Annotated in this window: 22 protein-coding genes; 20 read left to right on the top strand and 2 right to left on the bottom strand. The window is 40.0% G+C overall.

Translation table 11 applies throughout. The features are described 5' to 3' along the window. Positions 1-393: a hypothetical protein gene (locus J5A74_03085; GenBank protein ID QUI96324.1), complete on the bottom strand. Its 393-nt coding sequence runs from the start codon at positions 391-393 to the stop codon at positions 1-3. A gap of 127 nt (positions 394-520) precedes the next feature. Here J5A74_03085 and J5A74_03080 point away from each other — a divergent pair, with 127 nt between their 5' ends. Beyond that, a complete protein-coding gene (locus tag J5A74_03080; protein ID QUI96323.1) occupies positions 521-991 on the top strand; it encodes an XRE family transcriptional regulator in 471 nt (156 codons plus the stop codon). 43 nt (positions 992-1,034) lie between these two features. On the opposite strand, the gene J5A74_03075 is transcribed toward J5A74_03080, so the two are convergent. After that, positions 1,035-1,691, bottom strand: a complete 657-nt coding sequence (locus J5A74_03075; GenBank protein ID QUI96322.1) for an adaptor protein MecA — start codon at positions 1,689-1,691, stop codon at positions 1,035-1,037. 159 nt (positions 1,692-1,850) lie between these two features. Between J5A74_03075 and J5A74_03070 the strand changes: the two genes are divergently transcribed. The 19 genes from J5A74_03070 to J5A74_02980 all read left to right on the top strand — a co-directional run bounded on the left by J5A74_03070 (position 1,851) and on the right by J5A74_02980 (position 19,763). Further along, positions 1,851-3,164, top strand: coding sequence for a serine/threonine protein kinase (locus J5A74_03070; GenBank protein ID QUI96321.1), 1,314 nt, complete (start codon positions 1,851-1,853; stop codon positions 3,162-3,164). A gap of 3 nt (positions 3,165-3,167) precedes the next feature. Next, positions 3,168-3,758 (top strand): hypothetical protein, encoded by a 591-nt coding sequence (locus tag J5A74_03065; protein ID QUI96320.1) that lies wholly within the window; start codon positions 3,168-3,170, stop codon positions 3,756-3,758. A 33-nt stretch (positions 3,759-3,791) separates the two neighbouring features. Next, on the top strand, positions 3,792-4,022 hold the full coding sequence (locus tag J5A74_03060) for a hypothetical protein (GenBank protein ID QUI96319.1): 231 nt from the start codon (positions 3,792-3,794) through the stop codon (positions 4,020-4,022). Positions 4,023-4,120: 98 nt separating this feature from the next. After that, the gene (locus tag J5A74_03055) at positions 4,121-5,803 is read left to right on the top strand and encodes an SH3 domain-containing protein (GenBank protein ID QUI96318.1); all 1,683 of its coding nucleotides are present in this window, start codon (positions 4,121-4,123) and stop codon (positions 5,801-5,803) included. 83 nt (positions 5,804-5,886) lie between these two features. Continuing rightward, positions 5,887-6,894: an aspartate--ammonia ligase gene (locus J5A74_03050; protein ID QUI96317.1), complete on the top strand. Its 1,008-nt coding sequence runs from the start codon at positions 5,887-5,889 to the stop codon at positions 6,892-6,894. 10 nt (positions 6,895-6,904) lie between these two features. Beyond that, the gene (locus tag J5A74_03045; protein QUI96808.1) at positions 6,905-7,963 is read left to right on the top strand and encodes a threonylcarbamoyl-AMP synthase; all 1,059 of its coding nucleotides are present in this window, start codon (positions 6,905-6,907) and stop codon (positions 7,961-7,963) included. An 11-nt stretch (positions 7,964-7,974) separates the two neighbouring features. Continuing rightward, on the top strand, positions 7,975-8,469 hold the full coding sequence (locus J5A74_03040) for a dCMP deaminase family protein (protein ID QUI96807.1): 495 nt from the start codon (positions 7,975-7,977) through the stop codon (positions 8,467-8,469). Beyond that, positions 8,469-9,170: a 3'-5' exonuclease gene (locus tag J5A74_03035; protein QUI96316.1), complete on the top strand. Its 702-nt coding sequence runs from the start codon at positions 8,469-8,471 to the stop codon at positions 9,168-9,170. Before J5A74_03040 ends, J5A74_03035 begins: the two co-directional genes overlap by 1 nt. Before the next feature lie 120 nt (positions 9,171-9,290). Beyond that, the gene (locus J5A74_03030; GenBank protein QUI96315.1) at positions 9,291-10,841 is read left to right on the top strand and encodes a VanW family protein; all 1,551 of its coding nucleotides are present in this window, start codon (positions 9,291-9,293) and stop codon (positions 10,839-10,841) included. Further along, positions 10,841-11,377, top strand: coding sequence for a hypothetical protein (locus J5A74_03025; GenBank protein QUI96314.1), 537 nt, complete (start codon positions 10,841-10,843; stop codon positions 11,375-11,377). Before J5A74_03030 ends, J5A74_03025 begins: the two co-directional genes overlap by 1 nt. Beyond that, on the top strand, positions 11,374-11,856 hold the full coding sequence (locus J5A74_03020; GenBank protein QUI96313.1) for an Lrp/AsnC family transcriptional regulator: 483 nt from the start codon (positions 11,374-11,376) through the stop codon (positions 11,854-11,856). The genes J5A74_03025 and J5A74_03020 overlap by 4 nt, the downstream gene beginning before the upstream one ends. Continuing rightward, positions 11,853-13,028 (top strand): aminotransferase class I/II-fold pyridoxal phosphate-dependent enzyme, encoded by a 1,176-nt coding sequence (locus J5A74_03015; GenBank protein ID QUI96312.1) that lies wholly within the window; start codon positions 11,853-11,855, stop codon positions 13,026-13,028. The genes J5A74_03020 and J5A74_03015 overlap by 4 nt, the downstream gene beginning before the upstream one ends. Beyond that, positions 13,025-13,537: a tRNA (uridine(34)/cytosine(34)/5-carboxymethylaminomethyluridine(34)-2'-O)-methyltransferase TrmL gene (trmL, locus tag J5A74_03010; GenBank protein QUI96311.1), complete on the top strand. Its 513-nt coding sequence runs from the start codon at positions 13,025-13,027 to the stop codon at positions 13,535-13,537. The genes J5A74_03015 and trmL overlap by 4 nt, the downstream gene beginning before the upstream one ends. A gap of 107 nt (positions 13,538-13,644) precedes the next feature. After that, complete coding sequence (gene prdD, locus J5A74_03005) at positions 13,645-14,406, top strand: proline reductase cluster protein PrdD (GenBank protein QUI96310.1); 762 nt, start codon at positions 13,645-13,647, stop codon at positions 14,404-14,406. Between the two features lie 14 nt (positions 14,407-14,420). Then, positions 14,421-14,897 (top strand): proline reductase, encoded by a 477-nt coding sequence (locus tag J5A74_03000; protein QUI96309.1) that lies wholly within the window; start codon positions 14,421-14,423, stop codon positions 14,895-14,897. Beyond that, positions 14,887-15,801, top strand: a complete 915-nt coding sequence (locus tag J5A74_02995) for a LysR family transcriptional regulator (protein ID QUI96308.1) — start codon at positions 14,887-14,889, stop codon at positions 15,799-15,801. The genes J5A74_03000 and J5A74_02995 overlap by 11 nt, the downstream gene beginning before the upstream one ends. Further along, the gene (gene selB / locus J5A74_02990) at positions 15,794-17,680 is read left to right on the top strand and encodes a selenocysteine-specific translation elongation factor (GenBank protein QUI96307.1); all 1,887 of its coding nucleotides are present in this window, start codon (positions 15,794-15,796) and stop codon (positions 17,678-17,680) included. The genes J5A74_02995 and selB overlap by 8 nt, the downstream gene beginning before the upstream one ends. Before the next feature lie 189 nt (positions 17,681-17,869). Beyond that, positions 17,870-18,745, top strand: coding sequence for a sulfite exporter TauE/SafE family protein (locus tag J5A74_02985; protein QUI96306.1), 876 nt, complete (start codon positions 17,870-17,872; stop codon positions 18,743-18,745). 13 nt (positions 18,746-18,758) lie between these two features. Further along, positions 18,759-19,763: a proline racemase family protein gene (locus tag J5A74_02980; GenBank protein ID QUI96305.1), complete on the top strand. Its 1,005-nt coding sequence runs from the start codon at positions 18,759-18,761 to the stop codon at positions 19,761-19,763. Positions 19,764-19,773: the final 10 nt, after the last annotated feature.

The raw sequence follows: 19,773 nt of genomic DNA, 5'->3' as shown, positions 1-19,773 counted from the left end.
TTAGTTATGTGATGTGTCCATTGACTTTTTGTATGCACTAAATGCAAGGAGTGCGTAGACAACACAGTAGAGTACAGAATCCCACTGAATGTGATGATAGTAGCGAGTAAAAAGTGCATACTTTAAAACATTTACTGCTGCGGCTGCTGCCCAAAGACCAAGTCCCATTGCAGCCACGATATACAGCTGATTAGATAATACCATAAATAAACTGAAGAAAAAAGCAAAAAATAAAATGGCAGTAACTAGATTGCCGAGGGAGATGAATCGGCTAAATACTTTGAGTGCAGCACTGCCAAGACAGATAGGTACACTCAATGGGAGTAAAATTTTACCATATCCCTTGCTACTAAAGTATTCATGAAGACTGATGCAAACATTGTTGAAATTCATAGTTTTTTCCTCCTTAGTTGATTATTTTTTGTATCTTTAGTATACTAAACCAGTGTGGATAAGGCAATGCTGTTTTTGAGGAAATAGAGAAATTATAGTCACTAAATGGGGGAAATAGGAGACAAATATGGGAAGAGCATCAACAAAGGAAAATAAAACAATATACCAAATCTATCGAGAAGAGTGCGGTTTGACTAGGGATGGGGCGAGTGAATTGATGGACGGCGTGTCCTCAGCTCGGATTGAAAAAATTGAATATGAACAGACAGAGCCAACGGCCTATGATATTATGCAAATGGCACAATGTTATAAGAGGCCAGAACTAAAAAATTACTACTGTACACATGAGTGTCACATTGGGAAGGACAGTGTGGCTAAAGTGGAAGTCAAGGAGCTTTCCAATATTGTTTTAGAGATGATTGCAAGTCTAAATGAAATTAATCCATTGGTGTCAAAGTTAGTTCAAATTACAAGGGATGGTGTGATATCTGAGGATGAATTGCATGATTTTAGCTTGATTCGCACGAAGTTGAGAGATATTTCTGTTGCTGTCAATGAACTCAATTTATGGGTGGAAAAGACAGCAATGGAAAAATAAGAAAAGAGGCTGCACACTAATTACTTAGTGCGACAGCCTCTTTTTAGTAGAGTGAAGCAAAAACTTGTAATGCCCTACCTCTAGTGATAATTTCACAATGTTCTTCTAAAAATGATGTGCTGGCATAGGAAGAATTTATCTTTCTTCCATATTCAGAGAGAATATTGCAGGTGATGGAAAATCCATGGACATCGTCATTGGAAATGACTAAAAGGTATTGGTCATTATTTTTATAGAGTGTATTTGTTCCATTGTATTGCCCGTGGATAGCCTTGGCTGCACAGACAATAGTGTCCAGATCTTTAAAGGAAAAAATGCGAATTGAGGATATTACTTCATGCCCTTTGGCATATAAATTTTCTACACCTTCTAACATTTCTTTTTCGCCTTCTTCGGGAAAAAGAATGAGATTTTCTGGTGTAAATGTAGAAAAGCGGGCATCCATTTCTTCAGGATCCTCTACCTTGGTAATAATCATCACAATACTATTGTCTGCCATGGGTATGGTTTCCACCATAATGGGATTTTCATCTGTTTCAAAGCCAAGTTCAGAGGCTGCGCGGCGAAGCATCTCCTTGCAGAGTGTGCGTGCCTGATAGGAGCCATATCCAAGATCATTTAATTTCATATTTCGGATATCGAGGTCTCCACTCGTGAGTGTGCAGCTAATTTGGTCTTCATTGATTCGTTCTATTTTCAATATTATCACCCCTTTCAGAGTTAAAACAATTTACTTTTGAAGTGTACCATTGATTGACTTTGTCTTCAAGAAAATATTGAAAAAAACTTAGGCTAAACCGACCGAATGTACATTCGGGATTGACGATAAAAAGTATGGAGAATTATAATAAAAACAGAGATGGACATAGGAGGTGGTAGAGTAGACGGATGGGAGGCTCTTGCAAGTAAATATCGAAAGATTCGAATTTTAGGCAGTGGATTAAATGGGTCAGTCTATTTGGCAGAACACAAAACACTCGGAGTATATCGAGCCATAAAGATAGTCCCCAAATTGAATAATCATCTCTTCGAGGAATTTCGCAAAGAGGCACAGATCCTAAAAAATTTGCACCATCCAGGAATTCCAATTATCTATGACTTGGAAGAGTCCAAAGAGGCAATGTACTTGGTGGAAGAATATATGCAAGGCGAAAATCTTTACTCCCGAGTACATGAAATTGGCGTAATGCCATATCAAGAATTAGTAACATTTGCATTGGCACTCTGTAGGCCAATGGATTATCTACACAAACAAAGTATTTTTCACCTGGATATTCAGCCAGGTAATCTCATTATCAAAGATGGTCAAGTGAGCATCATCGATTTCGATCATTCCCAAAAACAAGATAACAATATAGCGTATGCCGATGGCTATGGTACAAGAGGATATGCAGCACCAGAACAATATACAGGTGGGGCATTGGATGCCAGAACAGATATCTACAGTATGGCTGCAATTGTGTACTATGCTGGAATCGGAAGATACCCAAGCAATGACCAGGATAAAATGCCAGAGAGTTGGGGAAAACTGCGAGAAATTCTGCGGATTTGTCTGAGCACGGAAAAAAACGAGAGATATGCATCCGTTGAGCAGTTAAAAAATGAACTTTTGGCACTAGAATGTAAAAATCCATCTCAAAGAATTGCCTTTATTTCTAGTGCACAGGGGGTTGGAACTACATGGATTGCCCTTGGTTTTGTGGCATTTTTGTTGCACAAAAAAAGAAGTGCAATATATGAAGAAAGAAATTCATCATTGCATATGACGACGCTACAGGAAAAACTGGAGATAAGAACCGATGGTTGTGGATATTTTCGGTATAAAAATATTCCTATTCGCCCTTGGTATCGGGAAAATGTGGAACTTGAACGGCACAGTGCCCAATTTGTGATTGAAGATTATGGCGTGGATGTGGATAGAGCCATCTATGAGTTGCCGGATGTACTGATCTGTGTGTGCAGGCATTGTATTTGGCATATGGAAGAGGCACTCTTGGCAATGAAGAAATTGGCAAGGAAAAAGTACATATTGATCTGTAATCTTGGTGGAGAAAAAATGGAGATGGAGGAAAAGAATTGTCTGTATTTTCCATTTGATGAAAATATTTTTTTGGAAGGGGGAGAAAAGGAGAGGATATATGAGAGAATTTTGCAATTACTAGAGAAGGAGTAAAAAATGCGATGGATGCGATGGTTTCAAAAGAAAAAGTTTGTGCAAAGAAGACAGGTGATCATTGGGGTTATGGGGGCAGGAAGTGGTGTGGGAACAACACATACAGCTTTACTTTTTTCTGCCTATTTGTCGGGATGTGGGCTATTTCAAACCGCATTTGTGGAGCTCAATGATAGCCAAGATATTCGTCGATTACTGCATACAACAAGAAAGCACTATGGCATTCGTTATTTTCCATCAGCTAGTAGTGGGCAACTTTGGAAACTAAAGGAGGGCGGCTACGAACGCATTGTGGTTGATTTTGGCCACGGAGGAAATCGAGAAGAATTTTTGCGATGTGACATTCGAGTCGTCTGTGTGGCACTTTCGAGCTGGAAGGGAGAGGAATGTTTGCAGATATTGCGAATGGAAGATGAGAAAATCTTAAATCGCTTTCACTTTGTCATGGCTTTTGGGTCTGAAAAAGAGAGGAAAAGGTTAGAAAGAGGCTATCATTTTCAGATACATAGACTTCCCTTTGTGGAGGATCCCCTTCTGATTTCGAAGGCGTCCTATGAGGTACTCAAAGAGATGGAATGGCTCAACTTGGAGTGATGTGTCACAAAATGCTCCACCTTAGAGTACTAGATGGGAACAGATATGCAAAGAATGGATAGGGAGTACGCCTGTTTTGCGATGTTGCGAGATATGGGCGAACGAGGTGTAGAAATTTATATCGATGGAAAGCGATGCGATGTGAATGATTTGAGCAATGTATTGAGACTTTCGGATGAAAAATTGAGTTATATGGGAGATTTTATTTCCGATGAGAAGACAGGAATACTCAAAGAAATTCACTTTGACCGCATAGATGAATAAAATTAGATATCAATTCAGTCTCATTTCAATAGTAGTTTAAGTGAATATATGGTATAATTAGGGAACCTATGTAAATAAATGGAGGTTCCCTAAATTTTATGAAGAAAGCAATTACAAGATTTTTAGCAGTCGTATTTTTATTGATGGTTGCCATAGTGGGATATTTCGTTTCGGATTATTTTGGTATATTTGCCACAAAAAAGAATATTATGTCCGACCGAGATTATTACCATGTCAGTGGTGAGCGAGTGGGATTATTTTATAATTTTAATCAGCAGAGCACAGCGGCGATTTATAGAGATGGCGTAGTTTATCTGCCATTTAGCTGGGTACAGAGTACACTCAGCAATTTTTATTGGAGTGATGACCAAAAAGTAATGTTGGTGGCTCAGCCAACAAGTATGGCTCGAATTGGATTAAAGGATAAAGACAAGACAGGAAAGCCAGCTTTTATTATTGAAAATGAAACAAAATATCTCTCACTCAATATTATAACGCAGTATGCAGATGTTCGTATTGACGATTTTAGTGGTGATGAAATTCGCCATATCAATATTTTTGACAATTGGGGAGATTATCAGACGGCCACGATTGAGCGTGAGACAAAGATGTATACAAAGGAAGCTGTCACGGCTGACCAAGTTCGCAAGTTAGAGCCTGGAGAGAAGGTTCGCTTGCTTGACTATTATAGCGATGATGAGTATGCAAGCAAAAAGTTGAAATGGGTTAAAGTGGCCACCGATGACAATCATACCGGCTATGTGAAAAAAAGCTTTTTGAGTGCACTAGAAGTGGCATCGGATCTTAGTACCAATGATATGCCAAAATATACCTCCATTCATTTGGATAAGCCAATTGTACTGGGATGGCATCAGGTGACCGTGCAAGCAGCAAATGGAGGATTTGATGAGGCGATTAAGGACACGAAGGGATTAAATGTTATTTCGCCGACATGGTTTGCTCTTTCTGACAATGACGGAAATTACAAGAGCTATGAAAGCGAAGAATATGTGCAAAAGGCTCATGCACAGGGAATTCAGGTTTGGGCACTGGTTGATAATTTTAATACCAATGTGAATTCAGAAATTTTACTTGCGAAGTCAGCTGCAAGAGACAAGATTATTAGTGGGATGATCAAGTCGGCAAAGAAATATAAATTTGATGGAATCAATGTCGATTTTGAGCAGATTCGTCAAAATGCAAAGCCCCATTATATTGAATTTATCCGAGAGCTTTCCATTGCATGTAGGAAGAATAATTTAGTGTTATCTGTTGATGTTCCAAATTATGCAGATTACAACGCCTTCTACTCAAGAAAAGATTTGGCAAAGATTGTCGACTATGTAGTCAACATGGGCTATGATGAGCACACGAATGGAACGAGTATGGGTAGTGTTTCTTCTATTGGCTATGTGAAGAAGGGACTAGAGAGAACACTCAAGGAAGTTCCAGCAGAGAAGTTAATTAATGGTGTGCCATTTTACACGAGAATTTGGACGAAGAAAAATGGCGAGACAACGAGCAAAGCGATTGGCATTAGTGATGCAAAAGCATGGATTACACAAAATAATGTGGATTTAACTTGGGATGATAAGTTAGGACAATATTATGGCGAAATTAAGACCGATGACACGAAGCAGGCGATTTGGATGGAGGAAGAAAAATCGCTTGGTCTAAAGGTGGATTTAATTAAGGAGAAAAATCTGGCAGGTGTTGGTTGCTGGAAACTGGGATTTGAACCTAGCAGTGTTTGGGATGTCATTGATCGAGTAAGTCAATAAGTTATCAAAAGGGCTTGAAGTTGTTCTTCCAAAGTGCTAATATAGTGGAATTAAAAAATAGTTTCATTCAGGAGGAAAAAATTATGGCATTGATATTACCAAAACATTATGATCCCGTGCTTTCTGTTCGAGAGACGCAGGAGGCAATCAAGTACATTCGAGATACATTCCAAAAGGAATTTGGAAAAGAGATGAATTTGGAGAGAGTTTCTGCTCCTCTATTTGTCACAAAATCAAGTGGATTAAATGATAATCTGAATGGAACAGAAAGACCAGTTGGTTTTGACATTTTGGCTATGCCAAATGAGGAAGTGGAGGTTGTTCATTCTCTTGCAAAGTGGAAGAGAATGGCATTGCACAAGTATGATTTTCAGCCTGGTGAGGGTCTTTATACAAATATGAATGCGATTCGCCGTGATGAGGAGTTAGATAACCTTCATTCTGTATATGTCGATCAATGGGACTGGGAAAAGGTCATTGATAAGAAGGATCGCACTATCGAGGAATTGGAGAATACTGTGCGTACCATCTTTAAGGTGATTAAGCATATGGAACATGAAGTTTGGTATAAGTATCCAAATGCAGTTCGTCATCTTCCAGATGATATCTACTTTATTACTTCCGAGGAATTGTTGCAAAGATATCCAGATAAGACACCAAAGGAAAGAGAAAACCTGATCACAAAGGAAAAGGGCTGTGTATTTATTGAGAAAATTGGAGACAAGCTTTCGAATGGAGAGCCACATGATGGCCGTGCACCAGACTATGATGATTGGTCATTGAATGGAGATATTCTCTTTTGGTTTGATTGGCTTGATTGTGCATTGGAAATTTCTAGTATGGGTATCCGTGTAGACGAAAAGGCCATGGAGGAGCAGTTAAAGAAGGCTCATTGTGAGGAAAGGAAGAATCTTCCTTATCATCAAATGCTCTTAAATGGTGAATTGCCATATACTATCGGAGGTGGTGTGGGTCAGTCAAGACTCTGTATGTTGCTCTTAAACCGAGCACATATTGGAGAGGTGCAAAGCTCACTCTGGCCACAGGATGTTATTGATGCTTGTGAAAAGCACAAGATTCACCTATTGTAGGAGAGATATGATGCAGACGAAGATGATTGTCATTCGAGATAAACAATATAGGGATCTGCTAAGAGAGGCCGCCGACATTTTGATGTCTGGTGGCCTTGTGGCGTTTCCGACAGAAACAGTCTATGGACTTGGGGCAGATGCATTGAATCCACAGGCAGCAAAAAAGATTTATGCAGCCAAGGGAAGACCAAGTGACAATCCCTTGATTGTCCATATTGCTGATGAAGAGGAAATGGGAAAGTTGGCAAGAGAAGTGCCAGAGATGGCAAAAAAGTTGGCACAGGCATTTTGGCCAGGACCAATGACACTTGTGATGAAAAAAAGAGAGATTGTTCCACTGGAAACGAGTGGAGGGTTAGATACAGTTGGAATACGAATGCCATCAAATGAAATTGCAAGAAGTCTGATTCGCTTGGCAAAAACACCGATTGCTGCACCAAGCGCCAATACTTCAGGTAGACCAAGCCCTACACAGGCAGAGCATGTGTGGGAAGATTTAAATGGAAAAGTGAATGCCATTATTGATGGTGGGCCAGTGGGCATTGGGCTTGAGTCAACGATTATTGATGTCACAGGGAGTGTTCCGATGATTTTGCGTCCAGGGGCAATTACGATGGAGATGGTCAAAGAAGTCGTGGGCAAGGTGGAGCTTGACCCCACATTGCTTGGAAACCAAGAGATGACCCAAAGACCAAAGGCACCAGGAATGAAGTACAGACACTATGCCCCAAAGGCAGAACTTTTTGTCGTAGAGGGAAAAAATGAAAAGGTGGTCGAAAAGATCAATGCCCTGATTAAAGAAGCACAGTCAAAAAAGATGCGAATTGGATTGATGGTTTCCAGAGAAAATCGAGATCGCTATCCAAATCATAAATCCATTGATTGTGTGGTTTTGGGTTCAAGAGAGGATGAGGCAGAAGTTGCCCGCCATTTATTTGCCACTCTTCGCGAATTTGACCATCAAAAGGTAGATATTATCTATGCGGAGAGTTTTTCGGGTGAGGGGATGGCAATGGCCGTGATGAATCGCTTGATGAAGGCGGCAGGTCAAAAGAAGATTTTGGTGTGAAAGGACAAAAAATGGGCGAGAAGAGACAAGATTACATCACTTGGGATGAGTATTTTATGGGTGTGGCAGAGCTTTCGGCGAGAAGATCAAAGGATCCAAATACGCAGGTTGGTGCGTGTATTGTCAGCAGTGACAATAAAATTTTATCTATGGGTTACAATGGATTTCCAAGGGGATGTTCAGATGAAGAGTTTCCATGGGGAAAGGAGCATGAAAAAGATGATCCATACAATGCAAAGTATATGTATTCCACTCATGGTGAACTCAATGCCATACTAAATTACCGAGGGGGAAGTTTAGAGAACAGCAAAATCTATGTCACCCTCTTTCCATGTAATGAATGTGCAAAGGCGATTATTCAATCAGGAATTAAATTAATTGTTTATGCTGATGATAAGTATGAGGACACACCATCTGTGCGTGCGAGCAAGCGAATGCTCAATGCAGCTGGAGTGCGCTATTACCGATATACTTCCACAGGAAGAGAGATTAAGATACAAGTATAATGGAAAAAAATTATGTTGCTGTGGATCTTGAAACCACAGGACTTTCTGCAAAGAAAGATCATATTATTGAAATTGGAGCTATTCAAGTTAAAAATGGGCAGATTGTTGGCAAATGGAATAAATTAATTGATCCTAGGGTGGAGATTCCTGAACGAATTGAGAGAATTACAGGGATTACACAAAAGATGCTCAAGGGACAAAGTTATATTGAGGAAGTCATAGGCGAGTTTTATGAATTTTGTGAAGATTTACCTCTTCTTGGGCACAACATCCTTTTTGACTATCGCTTTTTGAAAAAAGAGATGGAAAATGCAGGGCTTGGCTTTGAGAGAGAGGGCATTGATACTTTAAAGATTGCTAGAAAATGTATGCCTAAGGGGGAGAGTAAGACTTTACTTAACGCCTGTACATATTTTGGGATTGAAGTGAGGGAAAGCCATCGTGCACTCTCTGATGCCATCTCTGCTCATCTTTTGTATCAAGAGATGGGCAGAGGAAAGCAAGAGGAGTATCTTTTGGCTGAATCATTGCAATGTAAGGTGAAAAAAGATGTACCAGCTACGCAAAGGCAAAAAGAATACTTGCAGAAACTTTTAAACTATCATAGAATAGAGGACAAAGCTTTGATGGCTTTGAGTAGAAGTGAGATTTCTAGGCTGACGGACAAGATTATTCGCCAGTATGGAAGAATGGAGAGGTGAAAAGATGAGTCCAAAAGTAAAGAAGATTATTATGGGTGTGATTGCCGTTGTGATGGTTGCTGCAATGATTATTCCAATGGTGATGAGTGTCATGATGTAGGCAGAAGGACGAAAAGAGAGATGATGAAGAAGAGCATTCAAAAATGTGCAATTATAGCAGTTTTGGCAGCAGGACTCTATATTCAAAACGCATGGGCATCGACGATTCCAACAGGAATTAGTGTCGATGGTATGGATTTTTCAGGAAAGACAACCGAAGAAGCGAAGGGGTTGATTGACGAATATATTCAGCGAAATAGTGGAAGAACTCTTCGCGTTAAGGTCAATGGTCAAGAAGTTGCCTCCACCACCCTAAAGGAATTGGGATATGAGGGGGCACACAGTGAGCAGGTTCTTCGCATATTAGGTTCTTACAATGATGGAAATTTAATTAAGCGATATATGACACAGGAGGATATGAATACTGCTCCTGTCAATCTCGACCTTGAAGATGCTGTGGATCAAACAAAATTTGACCAATTGATTAAGGAAAAGGCAGGAAATTTACTTGAGCCAGCACAGGATGCAAAGCTTGAGCGAAAAGATGGAAAATTTGTGATAACGCCAGAAAAATCGGGAGTAAAGATTGACGAAGAAAAAGCAAAAACAGATCTTGAACAGGCACTTCATTCTGGAGACAACAGTGATATTGTTTTAGATTTGCAGACGGTTGAGGACAAGCCAAAGATCACAGCCGATCAATTGAGTGGAATTAAGGATGTATTGGGAACTTTTACAACCGATTATTCTTCCTCGTCATCCGAGCGAGCGACGAATGTAAAAAATGGTGCACAAAAGATTAATGGTCATATTTTGATGCCAGGGGAGACACTTTCTGGCTATGAGTGCATGGAGCCATTTACAGTGAAAAACGGCTATCGAATTGCCCATGCCTATGAGAATGGTCAGGTAGTAGATAGCATCGGAGGTGGTGCCTGTCAAATTGCGACGACTTTGTATAATGCTGCATTGCGTGCAGAGTTAAAGATTAAGCAGCGACAAAATCACTCGATGACTGTGGGGTATGTACAGCCAAGTGGAGATGCAGCGATTGCAGGAACCTATAAGGATATTAAAATTACAAATAATCAAGACAAACCAATTTATGTTGAAGCCTATACGACGGATCGAAAATTGACATTTACGATTTGGGGAACGGAGACAAGACCAGCAAATCGAACGCTTGAATTTGAGTCAAAAATTTTATCAAAGACAAAGAGAGAGACAACCTATATTGATGATGAAAGGCTTTCGGCAGGAGAAAAGGTCTATGTTTCATCAGGACATGATGGAAGGGTTTCACAATTGTGGAAGATTGTCAAGGTCAATGGAGTGGAGACAGAGAAAAAGAAGATTTCTGAGGACTATTACATTACTTCCAATGATATTGTGCGTCGTGGTGTTAGATCCAGCGAAAGTAGCAATCGCAGTGAGGAAAAGAGTGAGGAGAAGGCAGAAAAGAAAGTAGAGAAAAAGGAACAGCCAGCAACTCCAGCACCACAGCCGGCCCCAGCTCCAGAGCCAACACAAGCTCCAGAGCCAACGCAAGCTCCAGCTCCAGAGCCAACACAGGCTCCAGAGACGCAAGCACCAGCACCACAGCCAGCAGAAGCTGCTCCAGGAGGGCAATAATGGATATTGTTGTTTTGGGCTATGCGGGGGCACTGGGAGTGAGCCAAATTCTTGAAAAAAAGAAAGAATTATTGGAAACGAGATATCACAAAAGATATCTTGAGAAGGTCATTCAAAAACATCGTCAATTGTTATATCCAAGGCCCGAGGCGAAACAATATTTTGCAACAGAAGTGATAGAGGCAGGCGAAGCAGGTGTGCTTGCTTGCCTCTATCGCATTGCAACAGAGAAAAAATGTGGGTTAAAAATTGAAATTCGAAAGATTCCACTGTTACAGGGAGGAATTGAGGTTTGTGAATTTTTTGGTTGCAATATTTACCGATTGAGAAGTCAATGTTTTGTTTTGCTCTGTGAGAGTGGATATCAGACAGTTGCAGCATTGAAAGCGGATGGATTTACAGCAGAAGTTGTGGGAATGCTTGATCAGACTTCACTGGACAAATGCATTGTCGACAAGGATGAATTGGAATATATTAATCGCTCGGGGGCGGATGAAATATATAGAATACTTGATGGTAAGGAGAACAAAGAATGAGAGAAAAAATACTTGCAGTCATTGAGAAAAACAGCAGGATTGATTTGAAAGAATTGGCCATTTTATTGGGAGAAAATGAAGTGGATGTTGCCAATGAGATTTCCAATATGGAAAAAGAAGGTATTATTTGTGGGTATCACACCTTGATCAATTGGGACAATACAAGCACAGAAAAAGTTGTAGCTCTCATTGAAGTAAAGGTCACACCACAAAGGGGTATGGGATTTGACAAGATTGCAGAGCGTATCTATCAATTCAGTGCAGTTTCGGCGGTATATTTGATGAGTGGCTCCTTTGACTTTACTGTAATTGTAGAGGGAAAGACAATGAGAGAGGTGGCACAATTTGTTTCTGATAAGTTGTCACCAATGGAGTCTGTACTCAGCACAGGAACTCATTTTATCTTGAAAAAATATAAGGATCATGGAACGATTCTTACGGAAAATAAAACCGATGAAAGGCAGTTGATTACACCATGAGAAATCCGTTATCAGATAAAATCCAAACTATAAAGCCATCGGGAATTCGAAAATTTTTTGATATTGTCAATACGATGGAAGGCGCCATTTCTTTGGGCGTTGGAGAGCCCGATTTTGAGACACCATATTTTATTCGAGATGAGGGTGTATATTCACTAGAAAAGGGACGCACATTTTACACATCAAATTCAGGTTTGATGGATTTGAGAATGGAAATTGATCGCTATATCAAGCGAAAATATAAAGTAAGCTATAATCCAGCAAAGGAAATTATTGTGACTGTGGGAGGGAGCGAAGGAATTGATATTGCACTCAGAGCGATGTTAAATCCTGGAGATGAAGTCTTATTACCTCAACCAAGCTATGTTTCCTATGAGCCGTGCACAATTTTGGCCAGTGGTGTTCCTGTTATTATTGACTTAAAGGAAGAAAATGGTTTTAAACTCACTGCAGAGCAGATTTTAGAAAAGATTACAGATAAGACCAAGATTTTAATTTTGCCATTTCCAAATAATCCGACAGGATCCATTTTAAGTTATAAGGAATTGGAAGAAATTGCCAAAGTTTGTATAGAAAAAGATCTCTTTGTTCTTTCGGATGAGATTTATTGTGAGCTGACCTATGCGGGAGATCATGCTTCCATTATTCAGGTACCAGGAATGAAGGAGAGAACAATTTTAATCAATGGATTTTCAAAGTCCTATGCGATGACCGGTTGGAGACTTGGCTATGCCTGTGGACCAGAAAAAATCATTGAGCAAATGACTAAAATACATCAATTTTGTATTATGTGTGCACCAACTACCAGCCAATATGCTGCCGTAATTGCCCTTCGGGATGGCGATGAGGCTGTGGCCAAGATGAGGGAGTCATATAATCAGAGAAGACGCTATGTTCTTAGTCGTCTAAATGATATGGGACTCACCTGCTTTGAGCCAGAAGGGGCATTTTATGTCTTTCCGAGCATCAAGCGATTTGGTATTCGCAGTGAGGAATTTGCGACAAGACTGTTAATGGAAGAAAAAGTTGCTGTTGTGCCGGGAACAGCCTTTGGTGATTCTGGTGAAGGTTATCTTCGCATCTCTTACGCCTATTCCATCAATCAATTAAAGGAGGCACTCAGTCGCATTGAAAATTTTGTAAAGCGTCTCGATGCACAGGCAGAAGTATGATCAATATTGTTTTATATGAACCGGAGATGCCTGCAAATACAGGAAATATTGGAAGGACTTGTGTGGCCACCAATACACGCTTGCATTTAATTGAACCATTGGGTTTTAAACTCAATGAAAAGCAAATTCTTCGAGCAGGTCTTGACTATTGGGATAAGCTTGATGTCCAGGTCTATTCTGATTATGACGATTTTTTAGAAAAAAATCCAAGAGCAAGAGAAAAAATGTATATGGCAACGACAAAGGCAAAGCATACCCATTCCGATGTATGCTATGAATCAGATTGTTATATTATGTTTGGAAAAGAAAGTGCAGGCATTCCTGAGGAAATTCTTGTGGAAAATGAAGAAAATTGTGTGCGCATTCCCATGTGGGGGGAAATTCGCAGTTTGAATCTTTCGAATTCTGTTGCTATTATTTTATATGAGGCACTTCGCCAAAATGGATATGAAAAAATGGCATTGGAGGGGCATTTGCATAGACTATCTTGGAAGGAAGAAGGAAAATAGATAAAATGAGGCCGATTTTTGGCCTCATTTTTGTACTTTTCAATAAAAATAGATACAAAAATGTGCCAGAAAATGATATACTGCAAAAAAGAAGTGGAGGAAAAGTAATGGAAGATGTAAAGAGACAATTGTGTATTAAGGCGTTTTCGGTTGCAGAAGCAGTAAAGAGTGACCGTTTTTTCTTAAAGGCGACAGACTTGGGGTATCAATTAGGAATCAATGAAACAGTTTTTCAGGATCTTGTGTCACAGGAAGAGTTAATAGAAAGTGCAACATTAGATATTATTCAACCTGAACAAAGACATATCCCCGTTTATTCGATTATGGATATTTTCCCGATTTCGACAAAGGCCTTGGGGAAAATTGGTGAGGGAATTACCCATACCTTGACAGGGGTGTATGTTGTTCTTACAGGTGTCGACACTGAGGGAAATCATGTCAGTGCCTTTGGAAATTCGGACGGAATGTTAGATGGGCAGGTGATATTTGACCGTGCAGGTACACCAGGAAAAGATGATCTTATTATTTTAATACAAGTTGTGTTAAAGGCAAAGGCAGGATATCAAAGAAGCGGACCAGATGCCGTGCACAGGGTGTGTGATGAGTTTTGTCAAGAAATTAGAAAAAAATTAAAACTCTGTCAAAGATATACAGAGAAACATCAATATGAAGATGTTGTGCGAGAAGGAAAGAAAAAAGTTGTGCTAGTTAAGATGGTCTCTGGACAAGGAGCAATGTATGATACCCATTTTCTTGCTACAGAGCCCTCGGGATTTGTCGGAGGACATTCAATTATTGATATTACAGGTGCCCCTGTTTTGCTCTCACCAAATGAGTATAGAGATGGGGCCATTCGGGCGTTATATTAGAGAGGAGAAAAGATATGGGAATTGGACCGTCAACAAAAGAAACAACATTACATCATTTCAGAGATCCACTGGTACAAGTGCTTGGAGATGATGAGGACATTGACTTTTTGGGGGTAATGATTGCGGGAATTCCGCAGGACAATGTCAATAAGTATTTTACAGGTGATCGTGTGGGTGCATGGGTAGAAGGTATGCGTGCTGATGGAGCCATTGTGAGTGAAGACAGTTGGGGCAACAGCAATGTGGATTTTGCCCATGCCATTGAAGAAATTGGAAAGCGTGGCGTCAGTGTGGTTGGCGTCAGCTTTGTGGGCACTCAGGCTCAATTTGTTGTGACCAATGAGTACATGGATACAATTGTAGATATCAATAAGAGCACAGAGGGCGTGGAGACGAATGTTGTCGGAGAAAACAATTTGGATGTATTGGATGCGAGAAAGGCTGTGGCACTGTTAAAACTAAAAATGAGGCAGGAAAAGAATGGATTTTAATCAATTGAAATCCTATATTGCTGTTGTAGAAAGTAAGAGTTTTACAAAGGCAGCAGAGGAGAATTTCTGCTCTCAGTCTACTGTCAGTAGTCACATTGCAAAGTTAGAAGAAGAACTCAAAGTAAAATTATTGGTTCGAACGACAAAGAACATTAATATCACTAAGCGGGGGGAGGAAATTTATCGCCATGCCTGTGATATTTTGCGTCTACAGGAGATGATGCTACAGGGGGTGGCCAAAGATGGAAAGAGTACGCTCTATATTGGGGCAACTTCCACGCCTACGACCTATATTTTGCCCGAACTATTTTTTCGCTATAGCAATATCAATCCAGATATTGTATTTGATGTACTGAAAAATAATAGTATGAATATTATTCAGGGTGTAGAAGACGGAATGTTTGATATTGGCATTGTTGCAGAACAAAGGGAATCAGAACAACTAGAATACACCTATTTTTGTCCTGACCGAATGCTTCTTGTTATGCCAAGAAAGGAGCATTACAAAAAGATTTGGGAGAACAATGACCTTGTGGATGGTATACAGTCACCAATGATTGCTAGGAATACAAGTAGTGAAGGAAATATTGACATCAAGAGTATGTATGAGCAAATGGGGATTGAACACTATGATTTTAATGTGGTCACACGGGTCAATGACCAAGAGAGCATAAAGCGAATGGTAAAAAAAGGGTATGGTGTGGCAATTATGTCTTGTTGGGCCTTGTCAAAGGTAGAGAGAGAGCATGACTTTTATGTACTTAGTTTTCCAGAGGCTTTGAGTATTCGATCATTTTATTTAGTGAGGCGAAAAAATATTCGAAGAAATCCAAATATTCAATTGTTTGGGGGATTTATGAAGTTGGAAATTGCCAAAATGAGAGAGGAGATCATCAATGGATAAAAATCGCCATATCATTGTTGGTACAGCAGGCCATATTGATCATGGAAAGACGGCACTAATTAAGGCATTGACAGGTTATGATGCCGATCGCTTGGAAGAAGAAAAGAGAAGAGGCATTACGATTGAACTTGGATTTACAGAGTTTACATTGCCAGATGGCAGTAGTGTAGGTATTGTTGACACCCCAGGACACGAAAAATTTGTAAAGACAATGGTTGCTGGTGCGATGGGAATGGATATGGTCTTGGTTGTTGTCTCTGGCACAGAGGGAATCAAGGAGCAGACAAGGGAACATCTCCATATCTTGGAACTTCTCCACATTCAAAGGATTATTGTGGTGATGACAAAGATTGATATGATCTCTATAGAGCAAAGAGAACAAAGAAGAAAAGAGATCAGAGATTATTTGGCCAAGACCATTTGGAAGGATGCAGATATTGTTCTAGCCTCATCAAAGACAAGAGAGGGGATAGAGGAAGTTATCCATTGTATCGAAAAAGTGGCATTGACAGTAGAAAAAAAGCCGGAAGATGGAGAGTTTGTTCTGCCCATTGATCGTGTATTTTCTATTGTGGGATATGGAACAGTGGTTACGGGAACTCTTCTTCGAGGAGTGATTGACTGTAGTACCAAGGCGATGATTTATCCAAAGGAACGTGCAGTTAGAATACGAAATATTCAAGTTCATGGCAAGGATGTTGATAAAGCCTATGCGGGAGAAAGAGTGGCCCTCAATCTCAGTGATATGGAGAAAAAGGAGATTAAGCGAGGAAGTTTGCTGGCTAGAGCGGGGAGTATAACGCCGTCAACAATCTGCAATGCGAAGGTAAAAGTCGACAATGATGACCAAGTTTCTATAAAAAATCATTCTAAGTTGGAGCTTTTAGTTGGAACAGCACATATGGAGGCAAAGATTGTGCTGATCGATCAGAAGGAAGTGGAAAATGGAGAGAGTGCATGGGTTCAATTGCAACTGAATACCCCCATTGCTGTGCGTGCAAAGGAGAGATTTATTTTGCGCAATGAGGCAGCAAAGGTGACGGTTGCTGGGGGAATGATTGTGGATCCTAATCCAGCAAAAAAGTACAAAAAAGGCTGTGTCGATATTGATGCACTGCAGACACTAGAAATGGGCGATGCCAATGCACTGCTATATGAAAAGATTGTACAAGCTGGAGGAGATTTTTTAGAAATTACAAAGGAACAGAGCATGGTTGACTTTTCAGATCGAGTCTTTACCTTAGAAGTCAATAAAAAAATCTATGCCATTTCTAAGGCCTATTTTATGCAATACATCGATAGATTGGATACCTATTTTCAAGATTTTTATGAGAAAAATCCCTACAAGTTGGGACAAAAGCAGATGGTCATTCACCAGCAGGTATTTCGACGACTAAAAAAGGACTTATATTTGGCCTTATGCAATCGCTTGGTTGAGATGGGAAAATACAATGTAAAAGATGACATTTTATCCTTAGCAGGGCATCGCATTGTGAAAGATGAGCGCTACATAAGAATTGCCAATCAATTAGTCAATTCCATGCAGCGTGCCCAATTTGTTTTCTTAAAATTGGGAGAAATCCCAATAGATCAAGAAGATCAACCTTATCTGGCCGATGTACTTTTGTGTATGCTACAAAAACATACCATTATTCGATTGGAAAATGACTACTACACACTGGGCAGTATCTATAAAAAATTATTGGCTGTGTCGAAAGAGCAAATGGAAATCGGGGGGAAAATTAGCATTGATGTCCTGAGGGAAAAGTTTGGAATTTCGAGAAAGAACGCAAAGTTATTTTTTGCCTGCACAGACCGAGAAAAAGTTACTCGCTTTGATGGGTTTGAGAGCGAAAGAACACCCTATATTCGGGCATAATATAGGAGAATTTTTAGGGCAGTGGTCATCTGCTGTCCTCTTTATTATTAAAAATTTCAATATTTATAGGGATTTACAAGTCTTTTATTGGTAATTTATATAAGTAACTGATGTTAATTTATTGACGCAAACAAGAAAAAACCGTAAAATAGATAAAAAGGGAGAACAAAAAATAAAGGGGGAAAGGATATGTTTACAGTTTCTAATGTGTTGCTCTTGGTGCTTGCCGTTTTGGCAATTATATTCGCCGTGGTATTTATTAAGGATTTGGTGGCCCACAAGGACAGCTTTGAAAAGGACACAAGTGCTGTTGTCACAGGGATCATTGGTGTAGTAGCCAACTTCTTTGATACTTTGGGTATCGGATCTTTTGCACCAACAACAGCGGCACTTCGCTTTGCCAAGCAGTCAGAGGATCGACTAATTCCAGGAACATTAAATGTTGCGTGCACAATTCCAGTTATCTTTGAGGCATTTCTATTTATTAAGGGAGTGGAAGTTGAGCCATTAACTTTAGCAGGAATGTTAATTGCAGCAGCAGTTGGTTCCTATGTGGGAGCTGGTATTGTTTCAAAGTTACCAACAAAGCTCATTCAGTTGGTCATGAGTGTTGCACTCTTTGTCACAGCCATTATTTTTGCATTACAGCTTGCTCATATATTTCCATCAGGAAATGATGCATCTCAAATTTATGGATTACATGGAGGAAAGTTAATTCTTGCCATTGTTGTCAACTTTGTTTTGGGTGCCTTGATGACAGCAGGTATTGGACTCTATGCACCTTGTATGGCTTTGATTTATTTATTGGGTGTCAATCCTACAGCGGCATTTCCGATTATGATGGGTTCTTGTGCCTATCTAATGCCAGTGGCTTCTGTGCGTTTTGTCAAGGAGGGAGCATACAATAGAAAGGCGAGTCTATTTATTACCATCGGTGGAGTCATTGGTGTGGCTGTTGCCTACTATCTTGTAAAGTCTATGCCTTTGGGAATTTTAAAGATTTTGGTAACCGCAGTTGTTTTCTATACTGCAGTGACTCTATTTTTGTCATCTAGAAAGAAGTAAGGGAGGAAGCATTATGAATGTCGGAGCAAATATTAGATGTATTGATTCTCACACAATGGGAGAGGCAACAAGAATTATTGTTGGTGGCGTTCCTGTATTAAAGGGAAGCACAGTGATGGAGAAGAAGAAATATTTCTTAGAGCACTATGATTATATTCGAAAGATGGCCATGTTGGAGCCTAGAGGTCATGCGGATATGTTTGGTGCACTTCTCACTGAGCCTTGTGATCCTTCGGCAGATTATGGTGTCATCTTCTTAGATGGCGGCGGTTGCCTAAATATGTGCGGTCATGGAACCATTGGTGTGTGTACAGTATTGGTAGAGACAGGTATGGTCAAGGTGACAGAGCCGATTACAGAAATTACATTGGAAGCGCCCGCTGGACTTGTTCGTGCACAGGTAGAGGTAAAGGATGGAGAGGTCGTACAGGTTTCCTTTAAAAATGTGCCAGCATTCCTCTATAAGAAGGATGTAACCGTGGATGTTCCTGAGCTGGGAAGAAAGATTACCTGTGATATTTCTTTTGGTGGAAGCTTTTTTGCCATTGTCAAGGATGAGGAGATGGGCGTAGAGATTGATCCAAAGAATCTTGATGACATTGTGCCAAAGGCCTTGGCTCTTCGAAAGGCACTCAATGAAAATGTAGAAATCAAGCATCCATATTTGGATATCACCACCGTAGATTTGGTAGAGATCTATGGCAAGGCAAAGAGCCCAGATGCAGATTTACAAAATGTCGTTGTATTTGGTGAGAAGCAGGTTGACCGCTCACCTTGTGGAACAGGTACTTCGGCAAAGATGGCTGATCTTGTTGCTCGAGGAAATTTAAAGATTGGCGATCGCTTTGTCTATGAGAGCGTATTCCAGACAAAGTTTATTGGAGTTCCTGTAGAAAAGACAACTTGTGGAGACTTTGAGGCAATTATTCCACAGGTTACAGGAAAGGCTTATATTACAGGATTTAATGATTTGGTCCTTGACCGAAGAGATCCATTGGGACATGGATTTATCATGTAAATGAGGAAGA

It is taken from the genome of Lachnospiraceae bacterium oral taxon 096, from assembly GCA_018141845.1.
Taxonomy (GTDB): Bacteria; Bacillota; Clostridia; order Lachnospirales; family Lachnospiraceae; genus F0428.
Note: the sequence above shows the minus strand (reverse complement) of the source record. Positions and strands in the feature narration are given on the sequence as shown.